The following is a 22,923-nucleotide window of genomic DNA, read 5'->3' on the forward strand; positions in this document are numbered from 1 at the left end:
TACATATGAAGATTGGTAGAACATTATTTTGGTTTAAAGATGGAGATGAACAACTTAACAAACTTACAGATGATTTTTTTGGTTTAGGGTTTTTATTAAACAGACTTCTAAATGAAAAGTATGACGGGAAAAAAATTAAATTTATTAATATAGATTTTTTTACAGAAAATACTTTTAAACTTTATCCAATTCTTCCTAAAGAAGCTCCCTATTGTTACAATGGACATTTAAGATACTACGGGGTATTTGATTTTCATTTATTTGAAAGTTTTAGTTATGAGGAACGGTATAATTTTGTGTGGGAAAAAGCGCATAAATATTTGATTGAAGCAGCTAAGAATAATAAAAATCCAAAATTAATAGAAGCTGTCAATTATGCTTACAAAAAAGGATTAGAATTAGAATTGAATCCTGATTTTAGAGTGATTGATGTCTTCATCCCAATAGATGGAAAAGAAGTGAGAGCTTCTATTTGGATTTTATTTCAAAAGGATGGAATGGCTTCAAAATTCACGTTACAAAGTTCTGAAAACTTAATTTTTGAACAGGTGTTAGATAAAACGGAGAAAGGAGTGGAAATTTTCCTTGAGATGTATAAATCCATTGCGATTGAGAACGGTAATATTGTGATTAAAGGTCGTAAAGACATTGCATCTTTACCAGTAAAGATACCATTATCAAAAATAATTATTTAACAAAAGGACAGGTATCAATTATTAATTTTAGGTATTATAATAAGATTTTTGAAAGAGATAGGAAATTTTAATTTCATTAATCATTATATCTTTCCTTATATGTTTTGTAAGAAATTCATTTTTTTACTTGTGTTAACATGTTTTCTAGCATCAGGTTTTGTCTCGTGTAATACTCAAAACCGTGGCGAATGGGAAGTTTCCGATGCGAGTCGTGATTACTATGCTTAATGTAGAATCCAATGTAAGTGATGCCACTACTTTGATTCTTGAAATTGATGGACATACAGATGACTCCATAAAAGTACATGGAATCTCAATCGCTGGCGGAGATATTAAAAATGAACTGAAAGTTGATTGGTACAATCCAAAAGTCGCAGTTCAGTTTCAAGCTTATCTAGCAAAAAAGGGAAGTCTAAAGATCAAATATTATGTGCCTACAAGCTACTAGTTCACAATATCTTTTTATTTGCTGTTTTGATTGCTATTTATCACATGGTTTGGGCATATCGTCATATGGATATTCATAACCATAATCGTCTTCCCATTCCTTTTTAACAATATCGCCATAAATTACTTGGCGAACTTCATAGTCCTTAGTGTCCATTGTCCCAACAAAAATTCTCTGATGTTTTGGAACTGCTTCATATGCAAATTTTAATTCATCTCGTAATTTTTTTGTTGGATTTTGTTTGTATTCATCAAATATTCTTACACATTTATTAATACTATTTTCTCTGCCGTTCAGTTCATTGAACTTGTCAGTCAACTCGTTCATTTTGAATTTAATGTCAACGCCACTTCCCGAAACAACCTTAAAAGAACCCAAATTCAAAATTGTAACGATTTCTCCAATTTTCAAATCTGTTCTTAGTGTTTCATTTTCAATAAGCATATCTAAGTCTTCAAATTTGTAGATTTTCTTTTTTGGTAAATTCGTTATCTCGATGTTGCCACTCTTGTAAATAGATAATTCTGCCAAATAAGTTTTATTATCTTCATTTCTGTAAAAGAAATGAAATTTTTCGCCATTAATCCTTTTAGAAAAGAAGGATTTTGGCTCGTCAAAATAATAAGGTTGTGGTGTAGGTAAAATATGTTTTGCAACCTTTGCTTTACCTACCATTTTGGAACTATCGCCTTGATAATTATGTAAATTTTCAAGTTTCGGATTAAGCTGTTTTACTAGTGAATAAACATAATTATACAAGGTTTCTTTAGTATGTTTCCACTCACCCTGTTCAATATTCCAATGGCCTAAACTGAAAATAGAAATTGCTTCTCCGTCAGGAATTGAAGTGACAACCCAATCTTCATTTAACTTGTCTTTGAACAAAGATAAATCAACCATTTCCCAACAAGAAATAAGTCCATCACTATACACTTGCAAGTCAGTAAAATGATATTGCATATTGTGTATAATTCCTGGAATAGAAAATCCTTCAATAACTTCTGTTCTTGTTATCATTGTCAAATCGGCTGGTACTGTCTTGCTGGACTTGAATATTTTTTCAAATAGTTTCATTTGTTGTAGGGTGTCGTTTTAAAATAGCACATAACGTTTTTCAGCTTGCCGAAGTGGCGGAAATCAAAGCATAAAAATTGAACTTTAATTTCGCACTAAACCCACCATTTTGCCAAACTGATGTTAGCCGGTAGTTTTATTCAATTCTATCTGTATTGTATTTCTGTTTAAAATCTCTTATACATTTCTTCTTATCCACATTGTTAAAGTTAAGATTATCTTTATTGAGAAATTTATGTTTCAATTCGTTACGTTTTCTAGTTTTTTTCATATTCAAGTTCTTTGTCGTAGATTTTGTCTGAACCAAAGTAAATTCTGTCTTCGTGAAAATAAAAAAGTCCCCAATTTAGTGTTTCGTCAAATATTATTAAGTCGTCAGCAAAAAAAAGTCCTTTCCAATATTTAATTACCATCTTCCAAGTCAGTGTTACAGATTGTCCACTTCTATCGCTGTGAATAAATACAAACTTGTTGAAGGGAATAGGTTTCGAATAAAGCCATTTTTTAATTTCGTGTTCACAGTTTTCTGTTACTTCAAATTCTTCAATTGTTTTAAAGTATTTTTCATTAAATGGTTTCCATAATGGGCCTGTAATCATTTTCGAGCTGTTGATATAGTTTTCTACAAACTCGCTTGCTCCGCTATTCAGAAAGAAGATTTGGTCTTTGTGTTCCTGCGGTATATTACTGGCTTCTTCTGGCGACCACAAGAAACTCCAAGCATCTGGGAACTCAGTTGAATTAGTTTTGATGTTTTCAAAATTTATCATTCTTGTTTCGCTGTGGTATTGTCTAAAATTACAGCTCATATTATGTTTAACGAAACTAATATAATAAAAGATTCGCTAATCCCTATCTATATTCGAATTTCGTTAAACCGAACCACTACCACTTTAAATATTTAATTTTCATCATTTCCGTCCTTTAGATTTGCTATTATTAAAAAGCTCCGAATGGTTCATATTCCTGATTTTTTTAATTGGTTATAACCTTCTTGTTAAAAAGAAAAATAAAATAATTTTTACATGATGGTAAATTTAATTAGTATCTTCCGGTAAGATAGCTACTGATTTTACCACTATCTGACGTTATTGATCAGTTTTATAAAAAAAATAAAACATGCCATTTAAGATTATTTTTCCTGCTCCGTATCAAGTAACAGATATTTATGATGATAATCTTGATATAAATATTGTTTTAAGTAACGGTGATGTTTATTTTGGCACGTTGTTTACATTAAAAAATATTAGAAAGCTTATGATCAACATTAGTAAGGTATACTTTTGGTCAGCAGATATGCTTATTGTAGAAGATTTATCTTATCAAAGTATTCATAAAATCATAGAAACAGTGTTAAACGATGGTTATTTTGAAATGGTATTTTCCAAAATCGGAACCATAGAAACTGTTTATTCCCACCGTGAATGGAAGGAGTATGATGATATTAACAAAATAAGTTAAATATAGAATGATTCCCATATTATTACCATTTAAGCAAGTAGGTGATTTTTTGATCGGTAGCCCTATTGTTCAATACTTAAGTAGTTATCAATTCGATGTAGCAGATATGAATAATGATGATGTCGCACCATCTATAAATTATAGTATTCCCAATCCATCAATTACATTATTTGTCAGCGATAATCGTATTGATTTTATCGGATGTTATGAAGAGTTATTATACCATGGTGTTAATCTGATAGGAATATCGATCGCTCATTTTTCTGTATTAGTTGGCCAAGACTATGTTGAAGAGGATAAACTGGATTTTGAAGAAGGAAAGGTGCCCCAATATGTATATGAATATCCACATATAGGATTACAAGTTTGGGCTAGAGGAAAGCTTGGTTTGGTAATTTCTATTATGGTTAATGGGGATGAACATTATTTAGATTAGAAAATATTACTATTCAAATTTCTTTGTTTGCTCATTGTAATTTACCATCAAAGTTGATTTTTATTTTGAAGTCTATCAAAAGTAGTTAGAGATAATGGAGATTATTTAATAGAGGAATATTTGTGAAGTCCTGCATCCATTTATTTTTTTAATCAATGCTTTCACCAAGTGTATTCTTCCGTATATGGCAAGTTTTTAAGATTTTCAAAATCGCTTATTTTATAGTGTATCTTATTTTTTAGGTTCAATTGCCAGACTGATGCCTCCTTGGACCAAGGATCAATTAAAAACTCGATCATATCATCATTCTTAATGCGCATCTGGACAATATCACTTACTAGGTCCAATTTAGTTATTTGATGATTATCCCAAATTAAAAGATGATCACCTCCGATTATACATACTTTGTTTACGATCAATCCACAATACGGGTTTCCATACATATCTCCAATGCATATAGCTGTCTTTTCTCCTTTATTAACTAAAATTATATCCTCATCAACATGGTCTAACGTATATTCTGGAGATTCATCTAATATTTTGAGATCATTTATCATAGTGCTTTAGGTTTTTCAACTTTAATGACTAGCCATTAATATGATCCAACCTTAAACGAATTTACTAATTACAATTTGAATTCCATTTCTCAATATGACTGAATGTTTCAAAAGATAATTTGGTTTCGATAAATTCTTCAATTAATTTCATTACTTACTAAAAGTAAAAAAAGGTTTATACACTTCACCTAGCCATTCCCACCATTCACCGAGTTTTTAGTTGGTTTAGTCTAATTGCCATAGGGTAGGGACGATTTACACCCTACTTTTGAATCAACAATTAAGAACAACTAGAAAAAACTGCAAAGCAGGCATCAGGGTTTGAGTTGGTGGATGTGGGGCTGATGCAACTTAATAACAATATAACATAAAAACATTATGAAAACTTTAGCAAAAACATTCGCAGCAGCAGCCTTGATCGCAGTATCAACCTTCACGATGGCAGCAGCTAAACCAACAGGAGACAACTCTAAAAAAGCGGTCGTCAATCTATCCACAGCAGATCTAGCCATTGATCATTACGTGGCAGTTATGACCGAAGGACAGTCGGCAGGAGTAGAGCAATTGTTTACATCAGATTTTAAACAGAAAGTACAGGCATCAACAGATAAGACAAACAGCCGTTCGGAAGTAATTTCATTCTTGAAAAAGCAAAAAGGCGAGCAGTTAAATTGTAAAACAAGCACTACCATTGTTGAGCAGTCCAGTGACTATAGGATTGCAAAAGTGACCCAACAATTTGAAGGTTTTACCAAGACCGATTTAATAACATTGATCAATGATGGTGGCAACTGGAAAGTATCCCAATCCATCAACACGTATAAGTAAGTAAAGTTAGCATACATATGTTTAGTAAAAGCCACATCGAGAGATGTGGCTTTGTTTGTTATTATCCTCAGCTATGTGCATAGTCTCCAATCTGTTCGGCGTTGAGGACAATATGTTTCTACACTCTTGTTAATCATTGTGTTGCTCTAACCATTTTATAATTGATTGCGAAGTTTCCTCTGGCTTTTCTTGCTGTATCCAATGACCACAATCCAGACTAACAACATCCAGATTAGAAACAATATTTTTTAGGTTTTCAGACTTTGGAATCGTGTCCTGCTCACCATATATCATAAGAGTCGGCTGATGAATGATTGGTGTTACGTCCGCCATTAAGTGCCAGTTTCTATCCATGTTTCTATACCAATTTATACCTCCTGTAAATCCTGAAGATTCAAAGGCAGAAACGAACACCGCGAGTTCATTGTCGCTCATCAAGGGTTCGCCAAGCGGTTTTTCCGCCCTTGCAAGATTAATCATCAGCATTCCTGGCTCAGGAGGTGTGGGAGCTGAGTTTTTGCGGAATATGTTACGAAGGAACTGAGCAGTGTTTTCATTCATAATCGCATCTGCTACCCCAGGTTGTCTGTTGAAATGAACAAAATAGAAGTCTGCTCCAAATATTGCTTCCATCAACTCAATCCATGGCTTTTCACCACGATCTTGATAAGGCAAAGCCAAGTTGATGATTTTATTTACCCGATCAGGATGCAATAGTGCTAGATTCCAAACCACATTTGAACCCCAGTCATGACCCACAAATGTAGCATCCTTATATCCATAATGGTCGAGCAGGGCAATAAGGTCACCAGTCAAATGTTCAATATCATAATCCGTCACTTCAGTCGGACTTGAAGAATTACCATAGCCACGTTGATTTGGGACAATTACATGGTAGCCAGCTGCGACAAGAGCCGGTATTTGATAACGCCATGAAAATGCATGCTCTGGAAATCCGTGGCAGAGAACGATAGGTTTCTCAGAATTTTGCTGACCTGCTTCAAATACTTCCAGAACTACTCCATTAACAGAGATCATTTTAGGTTCTGGAAATTCGATTGCATTAGATCCCGTATTGATTACGTTTGTCATTCCTATATCTTTTAAATATTAATTAATGACGCAAATCTATAAGGGAGAAGTGACAGCCTTATGTCAGGAGTCTAAAATAAATGAGAGTTGTCAAAATACGCTTGTAGGATCATTTTTAAAGTCCAAATTTGTATATAATTATATTTTTACTATAGTAGCTTTATTATAAGTCGTTTATTAAGAGTAAATCTTCCAGCAATGTTGATGATCTGCTATGGAAGTCTATTTTAGAGCAGACTTTTGCACATTTTTCTTTGTAACGCTGGCAATTATATTGACATAATTTATTTAACAATTAATGGTCTAATAGGTTCTCCAACAATGCTTAATACGCCATCAGATGAAATTGTTAAATCATTAATGTATGATGTCCTTGGAGCGACACTAGTGGAGCTGGCATGAGCATGGTATATATATTTATATCCGCCATTAGCACTTATAAATGGAGCTCCATGGCCTGTGCCGAGCAATCCCGATGCTGAGGGATGATCTCTCCTTAGGATGGGGTTGCCACTATATTTCTTCCAAGGACCTTTGGGTGAACTGGCTGTTGCATAGCCTACGGCGTAATCTTGGCTTTCAAAATGATTGGCAGAGTAAATGAGATAGTACGTATTGCCTCGTTTTAAGATTGACGGCCCTTCTACGACTGTTGCTTGTTTCTTCTCCCATGGTTCACTTGTACTTATGCATTTTGTGAGCGTTTCTGCTTTTATACTTTGTAAATCATTATTCATCTCGGCCATCCAAATGACATTTCCATCCGTAAATCGGACATAAAATAAATATGGCGTTCCGTCCTCGTCGATAAAAAGAGAAGTGTCAATTCCTTTTTCATTTGGAATAATAGGTTTTTTTTCTTCTTGAATAAAAGGTCCTTCTGGGCTTGAGGAAGAAGCAACACAAATATGTTCATCAACAGAATAGAACATGTAAAACTTTTTGTGAGCGGTTACATAATATACTTCTGGTGCCCAGAACCATCGTGTTCCCCAAGAGTCTTGAGGGGAAAGTGCTAAATTTTTATGACGCTTCCAATGCTTTAGATCATCGGAAATATAAACTTCAAAACCATTTATGCGGGTGCCATATGCATAGTATTTGCCATCATGGAATAATACGTAAGGGTCTGCAATAGGTAGCTCGTTTTCGATAATTTTAACAGACTTATTATCATTTGCATTACAATATAAAGACAGTATAAAAAATAAACTTATAATCGTTATTAAACGATAAGGAATGCTTGTCATAATTTTCATTTTTTTGAATTCAAATCTTATGAAGAATTAGCCATAAATTCAAATACCGACGAATCTGTTGAGCATTTTGCTCATGCATGATACAAATTGGAATAATTTTGAATAAAATGGGCAATGTTATGTAAACTTTAATTTACATTTTTACGTGATATAGATTTGTAATTGGGCTTCAATACAATTATAAACAAAAAAAATAAAATTTATAAATAAAAAAGAGAAATTACAGAGCCTGAGGTAGATGTGAAAGGCCAAATTGTAAACGGATGTGAAATGAAAACAGCGCTTTAAGTTTTTAATTTATTCTATTGGATTATTATTAACGGCATAATCCTGTGGAATATTTGTGTCTAGATGTACTATAAACGAGCAGGTGTATCAAAAACGAAAAAACATAAACCTGGTATTTGAACTCATTTTGGTAGATTCTACAGTTATAAGAAATAAACAAACTGGCTATTTCCATAGAACTGAAGACAACTGGGGAGATGATAATGGGAATCCATTGATGCCTATAATACGATCGGGCGATCTGGTTCATTCGGCGAAGGTGGGGCACTGTATTTTAAAATTAATTGAAATATGATTACTAAAAATTTATGTTTATCCTTATTGATTGGTTGCTGGCTGTTGTTATTCTCCACCTCAAAAGCCCAATCAAATAATCCACTTGATGTTGCTTTTGGTGATCCATTTGTACTTTATGATCAAGAAACAGATGCCTATTATATGTATGGTACTGGTGGAGTTGAGAATGGTTTTGTAGCGTATTCTTCTAAGGATTTGAAACAATGGGAGAATAGGGGTACAGTGTATACCGCTCAGCAAGATAAAAGCTGGGGGACGAAAGATTTTTGGGCCCCGGAAGTATATAAGCGCGGAGGAAAATACTATATGTTTTATAGTGCACATTGGAAAGAAAATCCGAATGATGAATTAGAAAATTATCGCATTGGTATTGCAACCTCAATCAATCCTACAGGCCCATTTATAGATTTGACAGGTCGTCCGTTATGTGACCCCGGATATCCCATTATTGACGGTAACGTGTACTTTGCTGAAGATGGACGTTTGTATCTTTACTATTCACGATGCTGTTATAAAAATCCAGTTCAGTCTGAGATTGCAGCTTGGGCAAAGCAACAGGGGATGTTTGATGAAATAGAAGAAAGCTGGATATATGGAGTGGAGTTAGCTTCAGATTTTTCAAATGTAATTGGAGAGCCAACCTTATTGTTGCGGCCTCCTGTGTCAAGGGATGATAAACAATCTGAATGGGAGAGTAGGTCTGTGACTTCAGGTGAAGTGAATAGAAGATGGACAGAAGGATCCTATCTATTTAAGCATAACAATCTCTATTACATGATGTACTCTGCAAATCATTTCGGAGGAGAAAATTATGCTGTTGGCTATGCAACAGCCTCCAATCCACTTGGCCCATTCGAAAAGTCAGCAACAAACCCTATATTACAAAAAAACATATCCAATGGAGGTATTGTTTCAGGAACGGGGCACAACAGTCTTTTGAAAGATAAAGAAGGTAAAGTATGGTGTGTATATCATGCCCGCACGACCAAAACAGGCAGTCAGCGCTTAGTATTCTTAGATGAACTGAAAATTTTACCTAACGGTCAGCTTATAGTGGACGGTCCAACTGTTAAACCTTAATAAAGCTGATGTTTTTAGTTTATTGTATTTCGACTTTAATGAGATCGGGAATACCTTATAATAAATTAAAATTTAAAAAGTTGATTATTGATTATATTTCAATATTATTATGCGCCCTAAACCTTTCTTGTTGCTGTTTCTGGTCTATCTTGAAATCGCTCCTCTGCTTATATGCTTGCAGAAGGATCCGACAATTTAAAGGATTTACCAAAACCGATTTAATCACATTGATCAATGATTGAGGCAACTGGAAAGTATCTCAATCCATTAATACATATAAGTAATTAAGTTTAAATATATATGTTTAGTCAAAGCCACATGTCGCGATGTGGCCTTGTCTGAACATCCATTGAGTCCCAGATCTAGCCAGCTTCCTTTGGGAGTATAAATACAACACGGATGAACACTCCTGAGAATCAAAAGAAGTTTGCTAAATATAAGAAGTTTGCTAAATATAAGAAGTTTGCTAAATATAAGATTTTTGCTAAAAAAGAATAAAGCTTTTTATCTTAGTGAAAGATTCGGGAGGGCAAGTATTATCATGTGAATAAAAGGATCGAAACGGCTCTACGATTATTTGAGAAAAAGAATGGCTAAATAAAATCTTAGGTGTTCAAATGGAAGCAATGTTTGATAACGGTTATCATTCATTAAGGATTTTAGCATATGAAGCTGTTGTTTAAAATTTAGGTTTTTACCTCATATACCAACTGATAGTGATATCAAAAATTGATTAAATGATGAGTTTTAGATTCAATATATTAGCAGATTTTTATTGGGATAGTAAAATAGATAAGGTTTTAGATACTTTGTCAGAAACAGCGTATAGACAATTTTTTTCGGAACAGTATTATGGTTCTGCACTAAATGGTATTACAGTTGTATTGATGTGCCAAGATCCAAATCTAAAACTAAAGCAAAGAGTAAAGTTATCTAAAAAAGAAAAGAAAATCTATTTAGATATAATGCTTGATTTAAACCAATTTTTGAAGGTTGAACAGAAAGAACGAGAGAAAATCGTGGTTGAAAAGCTGATTAATGAGGTTCCTGCTATAATTAGGAAATATAGATTGGAAGATTTTGACATCCTAAAGTTTGAATCAGATTTAAAGAAGTGGATGATAAAAATCTTATACTAGAAGTATCGTTTATGAGTGACGTTTTTCGTTACCTCCTCCCAATTAAATTGATGCGTCCAAAAGTAGAATAGTCAATATAAAATCGAGCTGTCATTAAATTTGACGCTCGATCATAGTAAGTTAAGAATCAAATAGATCGCAGAATTAGTGTAACTGTATGCTTTTACCGAATAAAGGGCGAAGCAGTCCCGAAGCTCATTCAAACAATACTCGAATTTCTCTCTTTTACGGTTTCCCGTACATTAATTAAAATAAGATTACTTATTCTTGCGCGCAATTGCGGATTACATAACTATTTTGCTTTTAATTTTTTAATCTTTCATATTATCGAAAGATTTTAGAGAGTCATTTTATAGGTATAAGTTTAGAGTTGAAGATGTTTCGAAGAGAATTGTTAAGAAATCAGATATATCTTTAAATGTTTGTAGTTAATGTTTATGAGTAATTGTTTTGAATGTATTGTAAAAAGTTTTTTATGATTCATAAAAGAAATATAAATGCAAGAAAAGAATAGCAAAAAAGAACAAAGATTAAAATTGCATTTATTTAAAAATTTATTATAAATTAAGCTTAGTTGTGAAATTTAAAAAAAAATGTATAAATAAATATATATATATCTTAAATTAGTTTTTTATAACATTATATCTAATAAATTTAACCGAAAAATGAAAAAAATTTATTTTTTTATTATTGCAATTTTATTGTATTCATGTTCTAACAATGATGAACTAATACAACCGAACACAACTGAATGTAAAGAATGTTTAGTTTCTATAACAGAAGCTAAAAGTATTGGGGTCAAACATGAATTGACAACAATTCCTACTAGAGCTAGTAATACTAAATTAAAGTCGCTAGGTAACTCATTAGGAAAATTTGAGAATATTAAAGAGGTTACAGACTCAAATAATGTTATATCTTATTATATAATAAATTATAAAGGTGGTGGGTTTCTCATACTTTCCGCTGACAAAAGAGCAAGACCAGTTTTAGCATATTCAAATGAAAATTCATTTCCAATAGATAATACAGAGTATCCTGAAGGAGTGGTAGATTGGTTAGAAAGCAGCAAGAAATATGTGGCAAAAGTTCGGGAAAGTAAAGCAAAATTATCATCTGATGATATGGAACTATGGTCGGATTGTATGATTAGTAGAGTAACAAAAAGACCTCCCGTAGATGGTGAATGTACTGGAGGTTGTCCTAATACAAGTTTTACGAGAGGACCTTTATTAAAAACTGAATGGTCCCAGGGGAACGGTTTTAATTCACAAGTACCATTTACAGGTTGCGTTAATAATGCATACAATAGAGCTTTAGTTGGTTGTGTTGCTGTTGCTATGGCTCAAGTTATGAAATATCATCAATATCCAAATACTTTTAATTGGAATGCTATGGATAATTTTTCTGCAAGAGATGAAACAGCTAGGCTGATGGCTGATATTGGAGCACCTGATGGCGTAAATATGAATTATGGTTGCGCTGCTTCTGGTGCGTATAGTGAAGACATCGCTGGTGTTTTAAAGAAAAAGTATAAATATTCTTCTGCTACCTTTAGTAATTATAATCCAGCTACAGTAGAAAGTGAAATAAGTGCTGGCAGACCGGTTCTTTTGAGTGGTAAAAATAATGCATTAGGTGCAGGTCACGCTTGGGTTGCTGATGGATATCGAAGAGATAAAATTTTTTCTAGTAATTGTAATAATTCATGGACTTATTTATATTTTCATATGAATTGGGGATGGGGAGGTTCCCAAGATGGATATTATTCATTTGATAATTGGAGTGCTGGTACTTCTAGTTATAATGACGACAAAAAAATGACATATAATATTAAGCCATGATATTAAATTTGAAATAATAATATTATTATATGCTAGTCTGCTGATGGGGCGTTATCTTTTGGGATGCAAAAACGAGCACTGCTATAAGAATGTTTACCACTACAAAGTAGAAATATTATAAAAAATAAAAAGACTTAGAATGATGATCTAAGCCTTTTTTATTATTATTTAATCTTCTTTTTTTGGGTTTTTGATCTTCGTTTTTTAAGGTTGAAAAATACTAGCAATATCGGTTGATTGTTTTCACCTAGCCATTTCCACCATTCACCGAGTTTTTAGTTGGTTTAGTCTAATTGCCATAGGGTAGGAATGATTTACACCCTACTTTTGAATCAACAACTAAGAACAATAAACTAACAATATAACATAAAGACATTATGAACACTTTAGCAAAAACATTTGCAGCAGCAACCTTGATCGCAGTATCAACATTTACGATGGCAGCAGGCAAACCAGTAGGAGACAACTCCAAAAAAGCAGTGGTCAATCTATCCACAGCAGACTTAGCAATTGATCATTACGTTGCGGTTATGACAGAGGGACATTCGGCAGGAGTAGAGCAGTTGTTTACATCAGATTTTAATCAGAAAGTACAGGCAGCAGAAGCTAAGATCAATAGCCGTTCAGAAGTAATTTCCTTCTTGAAAAAGCAAAAAGGCGAGCAGTTGAACTGTAAAACTAGCACTACCATTGTTGAGCAATTCAGTTACTATATGCTTGCAAAAGTGACCCAACAATTTGAAGGATTTACCAAGACCGATTTAGTTACCTTTGTCAATGATGGTGGCAACTGGAAAGTATCCCAATCCATCAACACGTATAAGTAAGTTAAGTTTGAATGCATATGTTTAGTAAAAGCCACATCGGAGATGTGGCTTTGCTTTTTAGCATCCTCAGATGCGCTGGACAACAGCAAGCGACTATCATATAGATATTATTTAGGATTTTATAAAGTTAGATTCATTATTGATTGAAGCGTTTAAAAATTAACTAAATTATAAAATAAGGTTAGACCATTCATTTTACCTGAAAGTTGATAGATCATAAAGTAATAATCCGATCAAAAATTTTACCTATTTAAGCCACATGTATATAGGAATGGACTATGTATGATATTCGTTCTAAAACGTAAGCGGGATGCTGAAGCAGTACGGATGTATCAAGAAGGACTAGAAAAGCAATTGAAAGAAGCTATAAGAGTTTCAATAACAGCTAAAGCCGAAGTAAAAGCTGAAGGTTTTGCTGAAGGCGAGTATAAAAAAGCTATGGAGAAAGCTTTGAGGTTTAAAAAGATGGGTTTACCTATGGCAGATATTGCTAAGGGTACCGAACTTTCCATCGAGGAGATCGAAAAACTGAAATAGAACAGTATTCTAAAATATACAGAACCGTTTGGAATGACCAAGCGGTTTTTTTTGTGCATTAATATGGGCGTGTCGATTTATCTACCTTGTTCAAAGTTATCGTTGTAAGAAATATAAATAAAACGGTTAATCCTGTTTTCGTCGCTATAAATTTAATAAACACTAGTATTAATTTGATTTAAGATTAGTAAATTTATGCTGTAAACCAATTATTTCCTTTTTATGCAAAAATTAGCATTAACATTCTTGTTGACCTTGGTAGGTCTTGCGAGCTTTTCACAGGTTCCCAAAAACATACAGGGATTCTGGCAATTCCATGTAGATAAACCTGGGGGCTGGAATGGTTTTCATATAGGTGACGACTATGTAGAATACTACTATACACTATATCAAGTTGAAAAGATAAAAACAGAAGGTGATCAGCTACATATCGATCTTGTAAATGGTCAAAATCGCCTTACATTAACGGTATTAAATTCGTTAAATTCCGAGAATAGTAAGTTTTCGTTTAGCAACCGAAAAGATACTTTATCCTGTAGACACTTTGAATCGGATCCGGATATTATACCTACAGAAATCAATCAAAATACCCTATATGCTACCGGCTGGGTTAGTCAAAAGAGTAACGATAAATTAGAAATTAAAGATAATCAGCTACTTTTCAACGGTAAAACCTGGGATATTGTGTGGCTAGGAAAATACCCTATAACAGGTGAATACAGAATGTTAGCTAAGTATAATGAGCAACATGGCCTGTTCTATTTAAATAAAACACAAAACAATCTTAAAATTGTATACAATGCCAAATCAGCTTTATATCATAAGGAAGGACCCCATAAACTGCTATCTACACTGTATGGTAATTGGTATAACACGACGACAAGCGACTGGGAGTATGGTTTTTATGAATATTTTGCGATCATTAAAGGTGATTTTTTTGATTACAGTAGCGTTGACCAACAGAAGGACGAAATTAAGCTAGGCTTGATTTCAAGAAACAATAATAAAATTACTCTTAGAGCAAGACTAGATAAAGGAGCATTATTTCTAAAATCAGGCAAGAGTAAAGTTACAAAATTACTTCCTGTACAGGAAACACTTGTGACAAGTACCACTCCTGATCATCGTTTATTTAATGATACAGAATTCAAAAAAAGAGACACGACCATCGTTACTGGTTATTTAAGAAATAATCTTTCAAATGCTCCCTTTAAAATCAGTATTCGCAACTGGCTAAGCGGAGAAAATGAAGATTATTTTAGTGATCTGGATAGTCTCGGAAGATTTGAAGTTAAACTACCGATGTCCAATAGCGCACAAGTTTATATAGATTGGCAAAGAAGTACCATACAGACTGTACTTGAACCAGGTAAAAAATACACGCTCTTTTATGATTTAGATACCAAACAATTGTTATTTGCTGGTGTAGATGTTCGTGTTCAGAATGAATTAACAGCATACAGTCGTTTTATAGATGCTTATTCCCAGGAATTTAGAATTACATCAGCGATAGCTAGAGAAAAATACATGTATGAACATAAACTTAAGGGGGATGAATTTCTTACTTACGAAATGAAAAAATTAGATAGTTTAAGACAAGTTGATGCTCTTTTTTTTAAAAAACAACCAACACTTTCAGACAGAGCCAAATATTTTATTGAACAATCTTCAAATTATCAGATTGCCTTCGATCTCATGCAAAAGAAATATTCATTAGACCGCAAGACGAAAGAACAATTTTCGACACTATATATGACGAAAGTTAAAGAAAATTTCTACGATAATAATCTTAAACCTAGAAGTCTTCTTAATGATAACGGCACATTCTTAAATGATTACATCGATTATGTAAAAGAAACAGACTCTACTTATGAAGCTGCCGTGTACCATAATGAGGTAATTGACTATCTGATCGTTAATAAAAAAATAACGACCAGTCCAGACATAGCTTTGTATTCAAAGTTAGTCAGTAATAGAAACCGGAATAATCAAGATCAATTAATACTAAGTGAGCTTATCCAGAAAGATTCGACCATTCAGAAAAGGTATATGTTAATGGCTGATGAATATCAAGAGATGATCAAAGAAAGAACTTTATTAAACCTCTATCTTACAAATCCTTTGCAATATTATGTCAAAAATTTAAGCCCAGATTTGCGGGATCTTTATCATACACAAAATATAATCAGACACTTTAAATCTACACCGGTCCCATATAGTGCAGAAACATTGTTTGAGATCACTAGTCCTATAAGCAATGCATACTTTGTTAACGAGATTAAGGAAAAAAATGATAAACTATCAAAGCTGGAAAATAGTTCATTACAATATGAAGAAAATTTAAAAAGAACGGAGCATCTCAAAGCATCCAAAGATGCTGATAAATTACTGGCAGAGATTCTAGCGCCGCATAAAGGTAAAGTTGTATACATTGATTTTTGGGGAACCTGGTGTGGACCATGTGTTGCAGAGATGGAACATGCTCCAGCAGCAAAAAAGGCATTAGAGGGAAAAGATGTTGTGTTTATCTATTTTGCAAACAGAACACCAAAAGCTGCATGGCAAAACTTTATCAAACTTAAAAAACTGGAAGGCAAAAATGTATTCCACTATAACCTAGAAGATGAACAGCAATCACTGATAGAAACCAGACTGGGGATCAATAGCTTTCCTTCCTATCTATTACTGAATAAGAACGGTAATTTTGTCAATATGAAAGCACCACGACCTAGTGAGAAGAATGATTTAGTAACAGCTGTAGACAAATTATTGGCAGATTGATAGTCCGTTGCTAATTGCATAATTACAACAATAAAAAAGAGTCGAAAGGTATAAGCTTTTAAACATGCCCCAAAAAGTTAGAAACCATTTGGGGCATGTCTATTATTTAACTGCCAATACTTTTTTTCTTCTACCAACAAACCTAAAATAAATCTTGGTATCTATTTTAGGTTTGAGCACTTTGACTGCTTTCATAGCAAGCAAACTCCGTTTTATAGCATTGATCAATTTCTTCAGTATACTGTAAATAGAAGAGTCCTTTAAACGCTCAATCAATTTAGTTATAGATACCTTTTTGTCCTTTTTGTCAAATCCAATCTGCTCTTACTTAGCACAAGGTATATCAATTTTTCAATCTATTCCTTTTCAATTTAGGATCACAAAAAAGTGTATATTTAATAATAAATCGCAGACATATGGATCGTTTATTTATCATATTAAGTTTTGTATTGGTATTTTCTACAACTGCAATAAAGGCTGATCTCTGTTCCGAACAGAACCTATTTTCTCACGGCGCTGATACTCTGAGTAATAATATGAAAAACTACATTATAAAATCAGCAATTTCGGATGGTTTAGATAAAAACCATATAAAAATTTCAACTGATAGCTGGGGTAATATTACTGTTTCAGATCAGTGGTCTAAAAATATCAAATACAAGCAAGACTATTCTGGCAATCTTACGAAAGTGACTGAAAATGGTTCTGAAATCCGTATTAAGGAAGATTTCTCAGGTAATATCGTGGTAATAAAAGATCATGCTAGTCAGACCACAGTAAGTAAAAATACAATGGGTAATTTAGAGATAAGTGACGAAAAAGGGAATCGTACAACAGTATCAAAAGATATTATGGGTAATGTAAATATTCGTGACGACAAAGGGAATAATACGATAGTATCAAAAGATATCATGGGTAATATAAATATTCGTGATGACAAAGGAAATCATAAGAAAATAAGCACTGATATTTTAGGTGGAAAAACAATTTCTGATGATAAGGGTAATCGTATATCCGTAAAAAAGGATATATTCGGAAATTATGATGCTAGTGACAGTAATGGACATAGTGCAACTATAAAAAAAGATATTTTTGGAAAGATAATAATTGATGATCCCGAAGGGATTTTAGGTAATGTAGGACTTTTAATTATGGAAGACTTATTTAAAGATTAATTTCAATTCCCTTTTGAAACAGAATACTCTAAATGAGAATTTAAAAAGAACTGCTTAACTTATACTGTCGATTTTATTTGCAAATCCAATGTTTAAAATAAATGGAATAAGTGTTTTTATATATTTACTTTTAAAATATATCGTTTTTTTTACTGTCCTTGCTTTTGTTGGTGATAGGTTTAAACACATTGTGCTCGACAATGCAACAACACATGCGGAGATATTTAAACTCAGCTTAGATTATACTTTATATGTAATAATATATATCATTCCCATGATATTAATCATGTTTTTTCCGTTGCAATTCATTTTGACATTCAAGAGCACAAGATGGTTCATATTCTTCATTCTTTTATTATATATCGCCGAATACTTTATTTATACGTATCTGTATGCTTCTTCAGACAAGAGTCTGGGTGTATATAATTTAGTTATAGGGGTGATTATTTTATGGATATTCTTTTACAAAAGTATTATAATAAAATTCAGAACCTCCAAAGTTTAGATTGATATTGCAGCCGTTAAGAACGTTAGTTAGAAATGGCTATGCATTGCTCTATCAATTCGATTTCGCGGTCTTTAAAAATTTGATGAAGCCTTATTTAACTGCGTAAATCGAAAAAAAAATCATCACTTTTCAGGAATTCAAATGAATATTACAGTATTCAGCTCCGCTACATATTCACAAGCTGTTCAGAAAGGCTTCGGGAAATGACTACTTTGCCTCTACTGTTTGTATACTGTTTGTCTACCTTGCCTCTACAGAAACAGTATAGGCAATGTATAGGCAGAGTAGACAAACAGTAGAGGCGTTCCGAAAAAGGGGCGAAGCAGTCTCGAATAAAGACCGAATGTTTCCCGCATTTCATCTCTTTACGATTTCTAGTGTAATGAACAAAATAAGATTACATAGCATTACGCGCTATCGCTAAGAATATCACTATTTTGCTTTTCATTTTTTAATCTTTGATTTTCGGTTTATATTGTAGATGATTTCTAAAACATCCATATCGTTTTAAAGAAATCCTGACTAAAATATGGAAAGAATCTTGTACTTATTTCTGTTGGTGTTACTATAATCGTGCACCACCAATTACTACATGATGTGAATGGTAGAGTAAAATCCTCAAATCAAGTAACAGTTGGGAGCAAATCGGCAAGCTTTTATTTAGAAGCAACTAATCAGTATAAAGAAGCTATCACAAATTATTTCATCAATTGGTTTAAGGAAGTAATTAACAAAAATTAAATGGAGAAGAATGATTTTACCACTGTAGTCTTCGTTCTGTTTATCAGTACTGTAATAGTATATGTGTTGATTTCGAGGACACAGCTTTAGCGTCGATGTTAAAGGCTCCATTTTTTTAGCAAATAAAGAAAATAAAATAATGAAAGAACATAAAATTCATAGTAATGAAGGAGGGAATTTATTGTCTATTAAATCTTTTGAAAATACATATTCTGACAGAAATTGTTTAATTAATGCAATTTTAAATTTAAGTGAGAAAATGGGCTATTTTTACATAAATGCAAGTAGACCAGATTATACTGATTCAGAGTTATTATCAAAATTGAATTTAGTTTTAAATGATAAAAAAAACTTCATTTATAACAATTTTGAAATTTCATTTGAAGGGACTAATCTTAACGAGGAAGTGATAAATTTGTTACCACTTATTTGGTTTCATTATCAGCACGTAGCTTTTAGTTTTTTTCGTAGTTCAGGAAAGAAATTTATTACTAAAGGGATGTCTTGGAAGGATATTACGCAAAAGGAAACTAGTTATGTTATGTTTAAAGGTGCTGAAGAAGATGTGGTCTGGATTGGAAAAAGTAAAGAACTGAAATTTGATTTAAATCAATAAAACTGCTAAAAGTAATGAATATGTTTAAAGATCTTATGAAAGCGTAACTCACCTTGCTAAAGCAAGTGGGTTTAATAAAAAGGAGCATAGCTTTTAGTGGAAATTATGTGAAAATAATGGGATTGTGAACTTTCGAAAACCTAGATAGTACAACAGACGTAATCAAATTCATAATCAATTTTGGTATCTATTCAGATGTTTTGGGGCAATTATAACCCAAGTATCAGTTAGCAAAACCTATAGTAGAACAGTGTCAGTTTAAAAATCGGACTCCCCTGCATATTTCGAAAAAATTAATTCTTATGTCATCAAAGACAACGTAAATAATGAAGTTATTCAAATTAATAATAGATTTGGATCCTAAATGGATACCAGATGAGACAGTTATTAAGCCATATATAGTAAAATAATTATGAATAAGATCGCGAATTTATTTAAAGATCGGATATTGAAGAGAGGGGGACTGAATCTTTATTCAAAAGAAGATACATTAAAATTTATTGAGGAGTGCGAGAAAGACACTGTATCTATTTTAGGAATAGATGGATTTTATATAACAGAAGATAGTACCCAGCCAAGTTTGGCAAACAGTGTTGATTTTAGTGGTTTTTCGATGGAAAACGAGAATATTTATGATCTTGTAAAGAGTTTTGTAGGTGAAAGGCCAGAAAATTTATTTTTTGAGATTATATATGAGGAAAGACAATAAAACCAATAATGAAAATATGGTTTGAATTGTATTCATTCTTTAACAATCCCTTTTGTAATTACCACAGGATTCAGCAAACTACGAAAAGTTATAGTATGTTACTTTACCCAAACAAATATGATGTTTTGGTACAATTTAATATTAAATGTGGCGCAATGAATTACTTTAATAAAGTTGGCGTAATGCACAGTACAGCAGCAGGGGCAAGAACTTGGACTGGTCGAGGAAATCAATTATGAAAGGCAGAGGGTTCTGCAATGAATCTAGGCATACATTCTAATACATATATGTTTAATAATTGGATTAATATCTTTAAAATTATTAAATAATGTTTGATTTTTGGAAGTTTTATAAAGGATTATTTAGTAGAGATCATCATTTCGATAATTATTGGGATAAGTTCCCTGAGAGGCAACATTTACAGTTAAAGAAGAAACACTTTCTTTATTGAAAAACAATGATAAAAATAAAGATGAAAAGGGATTAGCTAATACCTTAGCTCTTCTCTTTTATAATGAATTGTCATTCGGAGGGAATTTTCGGAAGATCAAAGAACAATAAATGCTAGTTATCAGAATATGAACAAATGAATGAATTTAAAATAATTTTATGAAAAATATAAAACTGCCCTCATTAGCTAGTGTATTAATTGTTATTAATTATTTTATTGTGGTAAATTTTAACTTTACTGGAATTAGTTTAGAATCCGATTGTTTACGAAAAGCTCAAAACCAATATAATAATGGAGTTGCTAACCCCATGTTATTGGTTTTATTAATAGCTGCAATCTATATAGTTGTTTTGAACCGAAATAAAATTCAAAGCAATTTTTTGGATTATTTATTTGTTAGTCCAGTTGTTTGTCATTTCATATATTTTATCATTGTTATTATTAGAAATTATTTTTTATAGATTTAACAATATTTATTGTTAAATCTTAAGTTATGTAAATGTGCGAGATTGTGTCCTAATCAAATTGACAAAAGTCCATATTTTATTGGAGGAACGACATAATATTAAATTATCACTACTGCATTTTTTTTGTAACAGCTATTGGAGTAGTATCTCATGCAATAAGTATCCTCAATTGGGATATGTATGAGACATGATGGTATACGGAGCAATTTTTAGTTGAATCCGATGATGCTTAATTCGAGTTATAATCAAGATAATAATGATTCAAATGCTAATAATAAAGGAACTGTACTATGGTGTATTTAGGAAAGGATGATGAATTACTAGACATATTGGTAAATCAAGCTTATTTGTCAAATGCGGTGATATATCGTATTAATGTATGTTTGATAGACGATGTTCTTTGCGTGGAAGTAAATTTTAAAATCCAAGGTTCAAAAGTAAAAGAAATGAAAATAGTATTTCAAGTTGTGAAAGAATATGGATTTAATTATAATTCTATGTCTTTTTTCTACAACATAGAAATGTTTAAACTTTTAAAATGTGATGGATTTTATTATATAAGTTTTGATCCATATGAAGATGACTTTGAGAGATCCACAATGGATAATGATATAATTTTATTTGAACATTTTGAAGCTTACTCAACTTAAGCGGAATTATTTCAATTATATTCGAATCCCGCAGCATTAGAACGAACTACGTTCTATTTCAATGGAAAAGTAAAACCTAGTCCATTTTAAAAACGATAAATTATGAGCAAAGAAATTTTTAAATCAAATAAATATTTTACAGTTTTTGATTTTGTAATAAGTCATGGTCAATTATTGTTAAGAGCCAGTAAGGATGAGGATAATTTTAAGAATATCGATATCATATTTTTTGGCACGAGATATATTCAATTATTCACATCTTTATCTGGTTTATCAATTAGTTTGGTAGAGAACAATAAAGAAATCATTAACTACTCCACGGTAAATTCTTTTTTGAGTACTAACGAAAATTATTTATTTGAGATAGAAACTAAAAATGAAAAATACTATGTCGGCGCTTCTTACTTTAAAGTGTATGAGAATGAATTGGAATTTAACGAAACTAGTTTAGGATTTAACGAAATTAGAGGAAGAGAAAAGGAAATAGCAGGAAGTTGCTAATAGAGGTACATTTTATTTAGGTATGTCTAATGCACTCGGATTTGGAGAATATAGCATTCAACAACTTCAAAAAATGGTGCCACAATTGAGGAGTGCCGCAAATCAACTATATAATAATCTTAATTCAACATTAACAAGAACTGGTGCATGGCCTGGTCAGGCAGATAATGTATTAATGCATATTACCAATAACGGGGAAATGCTAGTTACAAAATTAAATGGGGAATTCATTACAGTAATTAACAAGACTTCAAACTCACATTATGTGAAAGCAATACCAATTAAATAAGTAGATGACAGAATTTAAAGAGCTAATTGGACAGAAAGTTGAAAAATTATATCTTATAATATGGCCTCCTTTCGGAGAACAAGAAGGGAGTGTAACTCAAACTGTGTCATTGGATAATTAGCTTAATTCTAAAAGCCTCTATCCAGCTTGAGCCTATGTCCAAATTTAATATA

At 32.3% G+C, this 22,923-nt stretch carries 23 protein-coding genes; 18 read left to right on the forward strand and 5 right to left on the reverse strand.

What is annotated here, in order from left to right; genetic code table 11:
• Positions 1–5: 5 nt before the first annotated feature.
• Both FHR29_RS03975 and FHR29_RS03980 read left to right on the forward strand, forming a co-directional pair.
• Positions 6–695, forward strand: a complete 690-nt coding sequence (locus FHR29_RS03975; protein WP_183912469.1) for a hypothetical protein — start codon at positions 6–8, stop codon at positions 693–695.
• A gap of 220 nt (positions 696–915) precedes the next feature.
• Entirely contained in the window at positions 916–1,143 is a 228-nt protein-coding gene (locus FHR29_RS03980; RefSeq protein ID WP_183912471.1) for a hypothetical protein, read from the forward strand.
• A 33-nt stretch (positions 1,144–1,176) separates the two neighbouring features.
• Here the strand turns inward: FHR29_RS03980 and FHR29_RS03985 are convergent, their stop codons facing one another.
• Together FHR29_RS03985 and FHR29_RS03990 are read right to left on the reverse strand one after the other, a co-directional pair.
• Positions 1,177–2,217, reverse strand: a complete 1,041-nt coding sequence (locus FHR29_RS03985) for a hypothetical protein (RefSeq protein ID WP_183912473.1) — start codon at positions 2,215–2,217, stop codon at positions 1,177–1,179.
• 257 nt (positions 2,218–2,474) lie between these two features.
• Positions 2,475–2,987: a hypothetical protein gene (locus FHR29_RS03990; protein ID WP_221197797.1), complete on the reverse strand. Its 513-nt coding sequence runs from the start codon at positions 2,985–2,987 to the stop codon at positions 2,475–2,477.
• 349 nt (positions 2,988–3,336) lie between these two features.
• On the opposite strand from FHR29_RS03990, the gene FHR29_RS03995 reads away from it, so the two are divergent.
• Positions 3,337–3,678 (forward strand): hypothetical protein, encoded by a 342-nt coding sequence (locus tag FHR29_RS03995; protein WP_183912475.1) that lies wholly within the window; start codon positions 3,337–3,339, stop codon positions 3,676–3,678.
• A gap of 7 nt (positions 3,679–3,685) precedes the next feature.
• The gene (locus FHR29_RS04000; protein ID WP_183912477.1) at positions 3,686–4,114 is read left to right on the forward strand and encodes a hypothetical protein; all 429 of its coding nucleotides are present in this window, start codon (positions 3,686–3,688) and stop codon (positions 4,112–4,114) included.
• A gap of 161 nt (positions 4,115–4,275) precedes the next feature.
• Here FHR29_RS04000 and FHR29_RS04005 read toward each other — a convergent pair whose 3' ends face one another.
• Positions 4,276–4,671 (reverse strand): hypothetical protein, encoded by a 396-nt coding sequence (locus FHR29_RS04005; RefSeq protein WP_183912479.1) that lies wholly within the window; start codon positions 4,669–4,671, stop codon positions 4,276–4,278.
• Between the two features lie 378 nt (positions 4,672–5,049).
• Here FHR29_RS04005 and FHR29_RS04010 point away from each other — a divergent pair, with 378 nt between their 5' ends.
• Positions 5,050–5,499: a nuclear transport factor 2 family protein gene (locus FHR29_RS04010; protein ID WP_183912481.1), complete on the forward strand. Its 450-nt coding sequence runs from the start codon at positions 5,050–5,052 to the stop codon at positions 5,497–5,499.
• Positions 5,500–5,628: 129 nt separating this feature from the next.
• Here FHR29_RS04010 and FHR29_RS04015 read toward each other — a convergent pair whose 3' ends face one another.
• Both FHR29_RS04015 and FHR29_RS04020 read right to left on the reverse strand, forming a co-directional pair.
• Positions 5,629–6,591, reverse strand: coding sequence for an alpha/beta fold hydrolase (locus FHR29_RS04015; RefSeq protein ID WP_183912483.1), 963 nt, complete (start codon positions 6,589–6,591; stop codon positions 5,629–5,631).
• A 284-nt stretch (positions 6,592–6,875) separates the two neighbouring features.
• Positions 6,876–7,850 (reverse strand): glycoside hydrolase family 43 protein, encoded by a 975-nt coding sequence (locus FHR29_RS04020; RefSeq protein WP_183912485.1) that lies wholly within the window; start codon positions 7,848–7,850, stop codon positions 6,876–6,878.
• A 579-nt stretch (positions 7,851–8,429) separates the two neighbouring features.
• On the opposite strand from FHR29_RS04020, the gene FHR29_RS04025 reads away from it, so the two are divergent.
• The 13 genes from FHR29_RS04025 (at position 8,430) to FHR29_RS04085 (ending at position 22,750) form a co-directional block, all read left to right on the forward strand.
• A complete protein-coding gene (locus FHR29_RS04025; RefSeq protein ID WP_183912487.1) occupies positions 8,430–9,515 on the forward strand; it encodes a glycoside hydrolase family 43 protein in 1,086 nt (361 codons plus the stop codon).
• 737 nt (positions 9,516–10,252) lie between these two features.
• The gene (locus tag FHR29_RS04030; protein ID WP_183912489.1) at positions 10,253–10,654 is read left to right on the forward strand and encodes a hypothetical protein; all 402 of its coding nucleotides are present in this window, start codon (positions 10,253–10,255) and stop codon (positions 10,652–10,654) included.
• 665 nt (positions 10,655–11,319) lie between these two features.
• Entirely contained in the window at positions 11,320–12,498 is a 1,179-nt protein-coding gene (locus tag FHR29_RS04035; protein ID WP_183912491.1) for a C10 family peptidase, read from the forward strand.
• A gap of 377 nt (positions 12,499–12,875) precedes the next feature.
• On the forward strand, positions 12,876–13,325 hold the full coding sequence (locus tag FHR29_RS04040; RefSeq protein ID WP_183912493.1) for a nuclear transport factor 2 family protein: 450 nt from the start codon (positions 12,876–12,878) through the stop codon (positions 13,323–13,325).
• A gap of 282 nt (positions 13,326–13,607) precedes the next feature.
• Entirely contained in the window at positions 13,608–13,862 is a 255-nt protein-coding gene (locus FHR29_RS04045) for a hypothetical protein (protein ID WP_183912495.1), read from the forward strand.
• Positions 13,863–14,084: 222 nt separating this feature from the next.
• Positions 14,085–16,643: a TlpA disulfide reductase family protein gene (locus FHR29_RS04050; RefSeq protein WP_183912497.1), complete on the forward strand. Its 2,559-nt coding sequence runs from the start codon at positions 14,085–14,087 to the stop codon at positions 16,641–16,643.
• A gap of 416 nt (positions 16,644–17,059) precedes the next feature.
• Positions 17,060–17,818 carry a hypothetical protein gene (locus tag FHR29_RS04055; protein WP_183912499.1) on the forward strand — a complete coding sequence of 253 codons (759 nt, stop codon included), beginning with the start codon at positions 17,060–17,062 and terminating at the stop codon, positions 17,816–17,818.
• A 1,388-nt stretch (positions 17,819–19,206) separates the two neighbouring features.
• Positions 19,207–19,683, forward strand: coding sequence for a hypothetical protein (locus FHR29_RS04060; protein WP_183912501.1), 477 nt, complete (start codon positions 19,207–19,209; stop codon positions 19,681–19,683).
• 412 nt (positions 19,684–20,095) lie between these two features.
• Positions 20,096–20,392 (forward strand): hypothetical protein, encoded by a 297-nt coding sequence (locus FHR29_RS04065; protein WP_183912503.1) that lies wholly within the window; start codon positions 20,096–20,098, stop codon positions 20,390–20,392.
• A 609-nt stretch (positions 20,393–21,001) separates the two neighbouring features.
• Entirely contained in the window at positions 21,002–21,304 is a 303-nt protein-coding gene (locus FHR29_RS04070; RefSeq protein ID WP_183912505.1) for a hypothetical protein, read from the forward strand.
• Between the two features lie 296 nt (positions 21,305–21,600).
• Positions 21,601–21,960, forward strand: a complete 360-nt coding sequence (locus FHR29_RS04075; RefSeq protein WP_183912507.1) for a hypothetical protein — start codon at positions 21,601–21,603, stop codon at positions 21,958–21,960.
• Positions 21,961–22,062: 102 nt separating this feature from the next.
• The gene (locus tag FHR29_RS04080) at positions 22,063–22,461 is read left to right on the forward strand and encodes a hypothetical protein (protein ID WP_183912509.1); all 399 of its coding nucleotides are present in this window, start codon (positions 22,063–22,065) and stop codon (positions 22,459–22,461) included.
• Between the two features lie 22 nt (positions 22,462–22,483).
• Complete coding sequence (locus FHR29_RS04085; RefSeq protein ID WP_183912510.1) at positions 22,484–22,750, forward strand: hypothetical protein; 267 nt, start codon at positions 22,484–22,486, stop codon at positions 22,748–22,750.
• The last annotated feature ends 173 nt before the right edge of the window (positions 22,751–22,923 follow it).

This window comes from Sphingobacterium sp. JUb56 (assembly GCF_014191365.1).
GTDB classification, from domain to species: Bacteria; Bacteroidota; Bacteroidia; order Sphingobacteriales; family Sphingobacteriaceae; genus Sphingobacterium; species Sphingobacterium anhuiense.

What these genes read in the sequence shown, in the direction of transcription:
- FHR29_RS03975 (WP_183912469.1), top strand. Translation starts at nt 6, where the DNA reads ATGAAGATTGGTAGAACATTATTTTGGTTTAAAGATGGAGATGAACAA.
- FHR29_RS03980 (WP_183912471.1), top strand. Translation starts at nt 916, where the DNA reads ATGCTTAATGTAGAATCCAATGTAAGTGATGCCACTACTTTGATTCTT.
- FHR29_RS03985 (WP_183912473.1), bottom strand. Translation starts at nt 2,217, where the DNA reads ATGAAACTATTTGAAAAAATATTCAAGTCCAGCAAGACAGTACCAGCC.
- FHR29_RS03990 (WP_221197797.1), bottom strand. Translation starts at nt 2,987, where the DNA reads ATGATAAATTTTGAAAACATCAAAACTAATTCAACTGAGTTCCCAGAT.
- FHR29_RS03995 (WP_183912475.1), top strand. Translation starts at nt 3,337, where the DNA reads ATGCCATTTAAGATTATTTTTCCTGCTCCGTATCAAGTAACAGATATT.
- FHR29_RS04000 (WP_183912477.1), top strand. Translation starts at nt 3,686, where the DNA reads ATGATTCCCATATTATTACCATTTAAGCAAGTAGGTGATTTTTTGATC.
- FHR29_RS04005 (WP_183912479.1), bottom strand. Translation starts at nt 4,671, where the DNA reads ATGATAAATGATCTCAAAATATTAGATGAATCTCCAGAATATACGTTA.
- FHR29_RS04010 (WP_183912481.1), top strand. Translation starts at nt 5,050, where the DNA reads ATGAAAACTTTAGCAAAAACATTCGCAGCAGCAGCCTTGATCGCAGTA.
- FHR29_RS04015 (WP_183912483.1), bottom strand. Translation starts at nt 6,591, where the DNA reads ATGACAAACGTAATCAATACGGGATCTAATGCAATCGAATTTCCAGAA.
- FHR29_RS04020 (WP_183912485.1), bottom strand. Translation starts at nt 7,850, where the DNA reads ATGAAAATTATGACAAGCATTCCTTATCGTTTAATAACGATTATAAGT.
- FHR29_RS04025 (WP_183912487.1), top strand. Translation starts at nt 8,430, where the DNA reads ATGATTACTAAAAATTTATGTTTATCCTTATTGATTGGTTGCTGGCTG.
- FHR29_RS04030 (WP_183912489.1), top strand. Translation starts at nt 10,253, where the DNA reads ATGATGAGTTTTAGATTCAATATATTAGCAGATTTTTATTGGGATAGT.
- FHR29_RS04035 (WP_183912491.1), top strand. Translation starts at nt 11,320, where the DNA reads ATGAAAAAAATTTATTTTTTTATTATTGCAATTTTATTGTATTCATGT.
- FHR29_RS04040 (WP_183912493.1), top strand. Translation starts at nt 12,876, where the DNA reads ATGAACACTTTAGCAAAAACATTTGCAGCAGCAACCTTGATCGCAGTA.
- FHR29_RS04045 (WP_183912495.1), top strand. Translation starts at nt 13,608, where the DNA reads ATGATATTCGTTCTAAAACGTAAGCGGGATGCTGAAGCAGTACGGATG.
- FHR29_RS04050 (WP_183912497.1), top strand. Translation starts at nt 14,085, where the DNA reads ATGCAAAAATTAGCATTAACATTCTTGTTGACCTTGGTAGGTCTTGCG.
- FHR29_RS04055 (WP_183912499.1), top strand. Translation starts at nt 17,060, where the DNA reads ATGGATCGTTTATTTATCATATTAAGTTTTGTATTGGTATTTTCTACA.
- FHR29_RS04060 (WP_183912501.1), top strand. Translation starts at nt 19,207, where the DNA reads ATGAAAGAACATAAAATTCATAGTAATGAAGGAGGGAATTTATTGTCT.
- FHR29_RS04065 (WP_183912503.1), top strand. Translation starts at nt 20,096, where the DNA reads ATGAATAAGATCGCGAATTTATTTAAAGATCGGATATTGAAGAGAGGG.
- FHR29_RS04070 (WP_183912505.1), top strand. Translation starts at nt 21,002, where the DNA reads ATGAAAAATATAAAACTGCCCTCATTAGCTAGTGTATTAATTGTTATT.
- FHR29_RS04075 (WP_183912507.1), top strand. Translation starts at nt 21,601, where the DNA reads ATGGTGTATTTAGGAAAGGATGATGAATTACTAGACATATTGGTAAAT.
- FHR29_RS04080 (WP_183912509.1), top strand. Translation starts at nt 22,063, where the DNA reads ATGAGCAAAGAAATTTTTAAATCAAATAAATATTTTACAGTTTTTGAT.
- FHR29_RS04085 (WP_183912510.1), top strand. Translation starts at nt 22,484, where the DNA reads ATGTCTAATGCACTCGGATTTGGAGAATATAGCATTCAACAACTTCAA.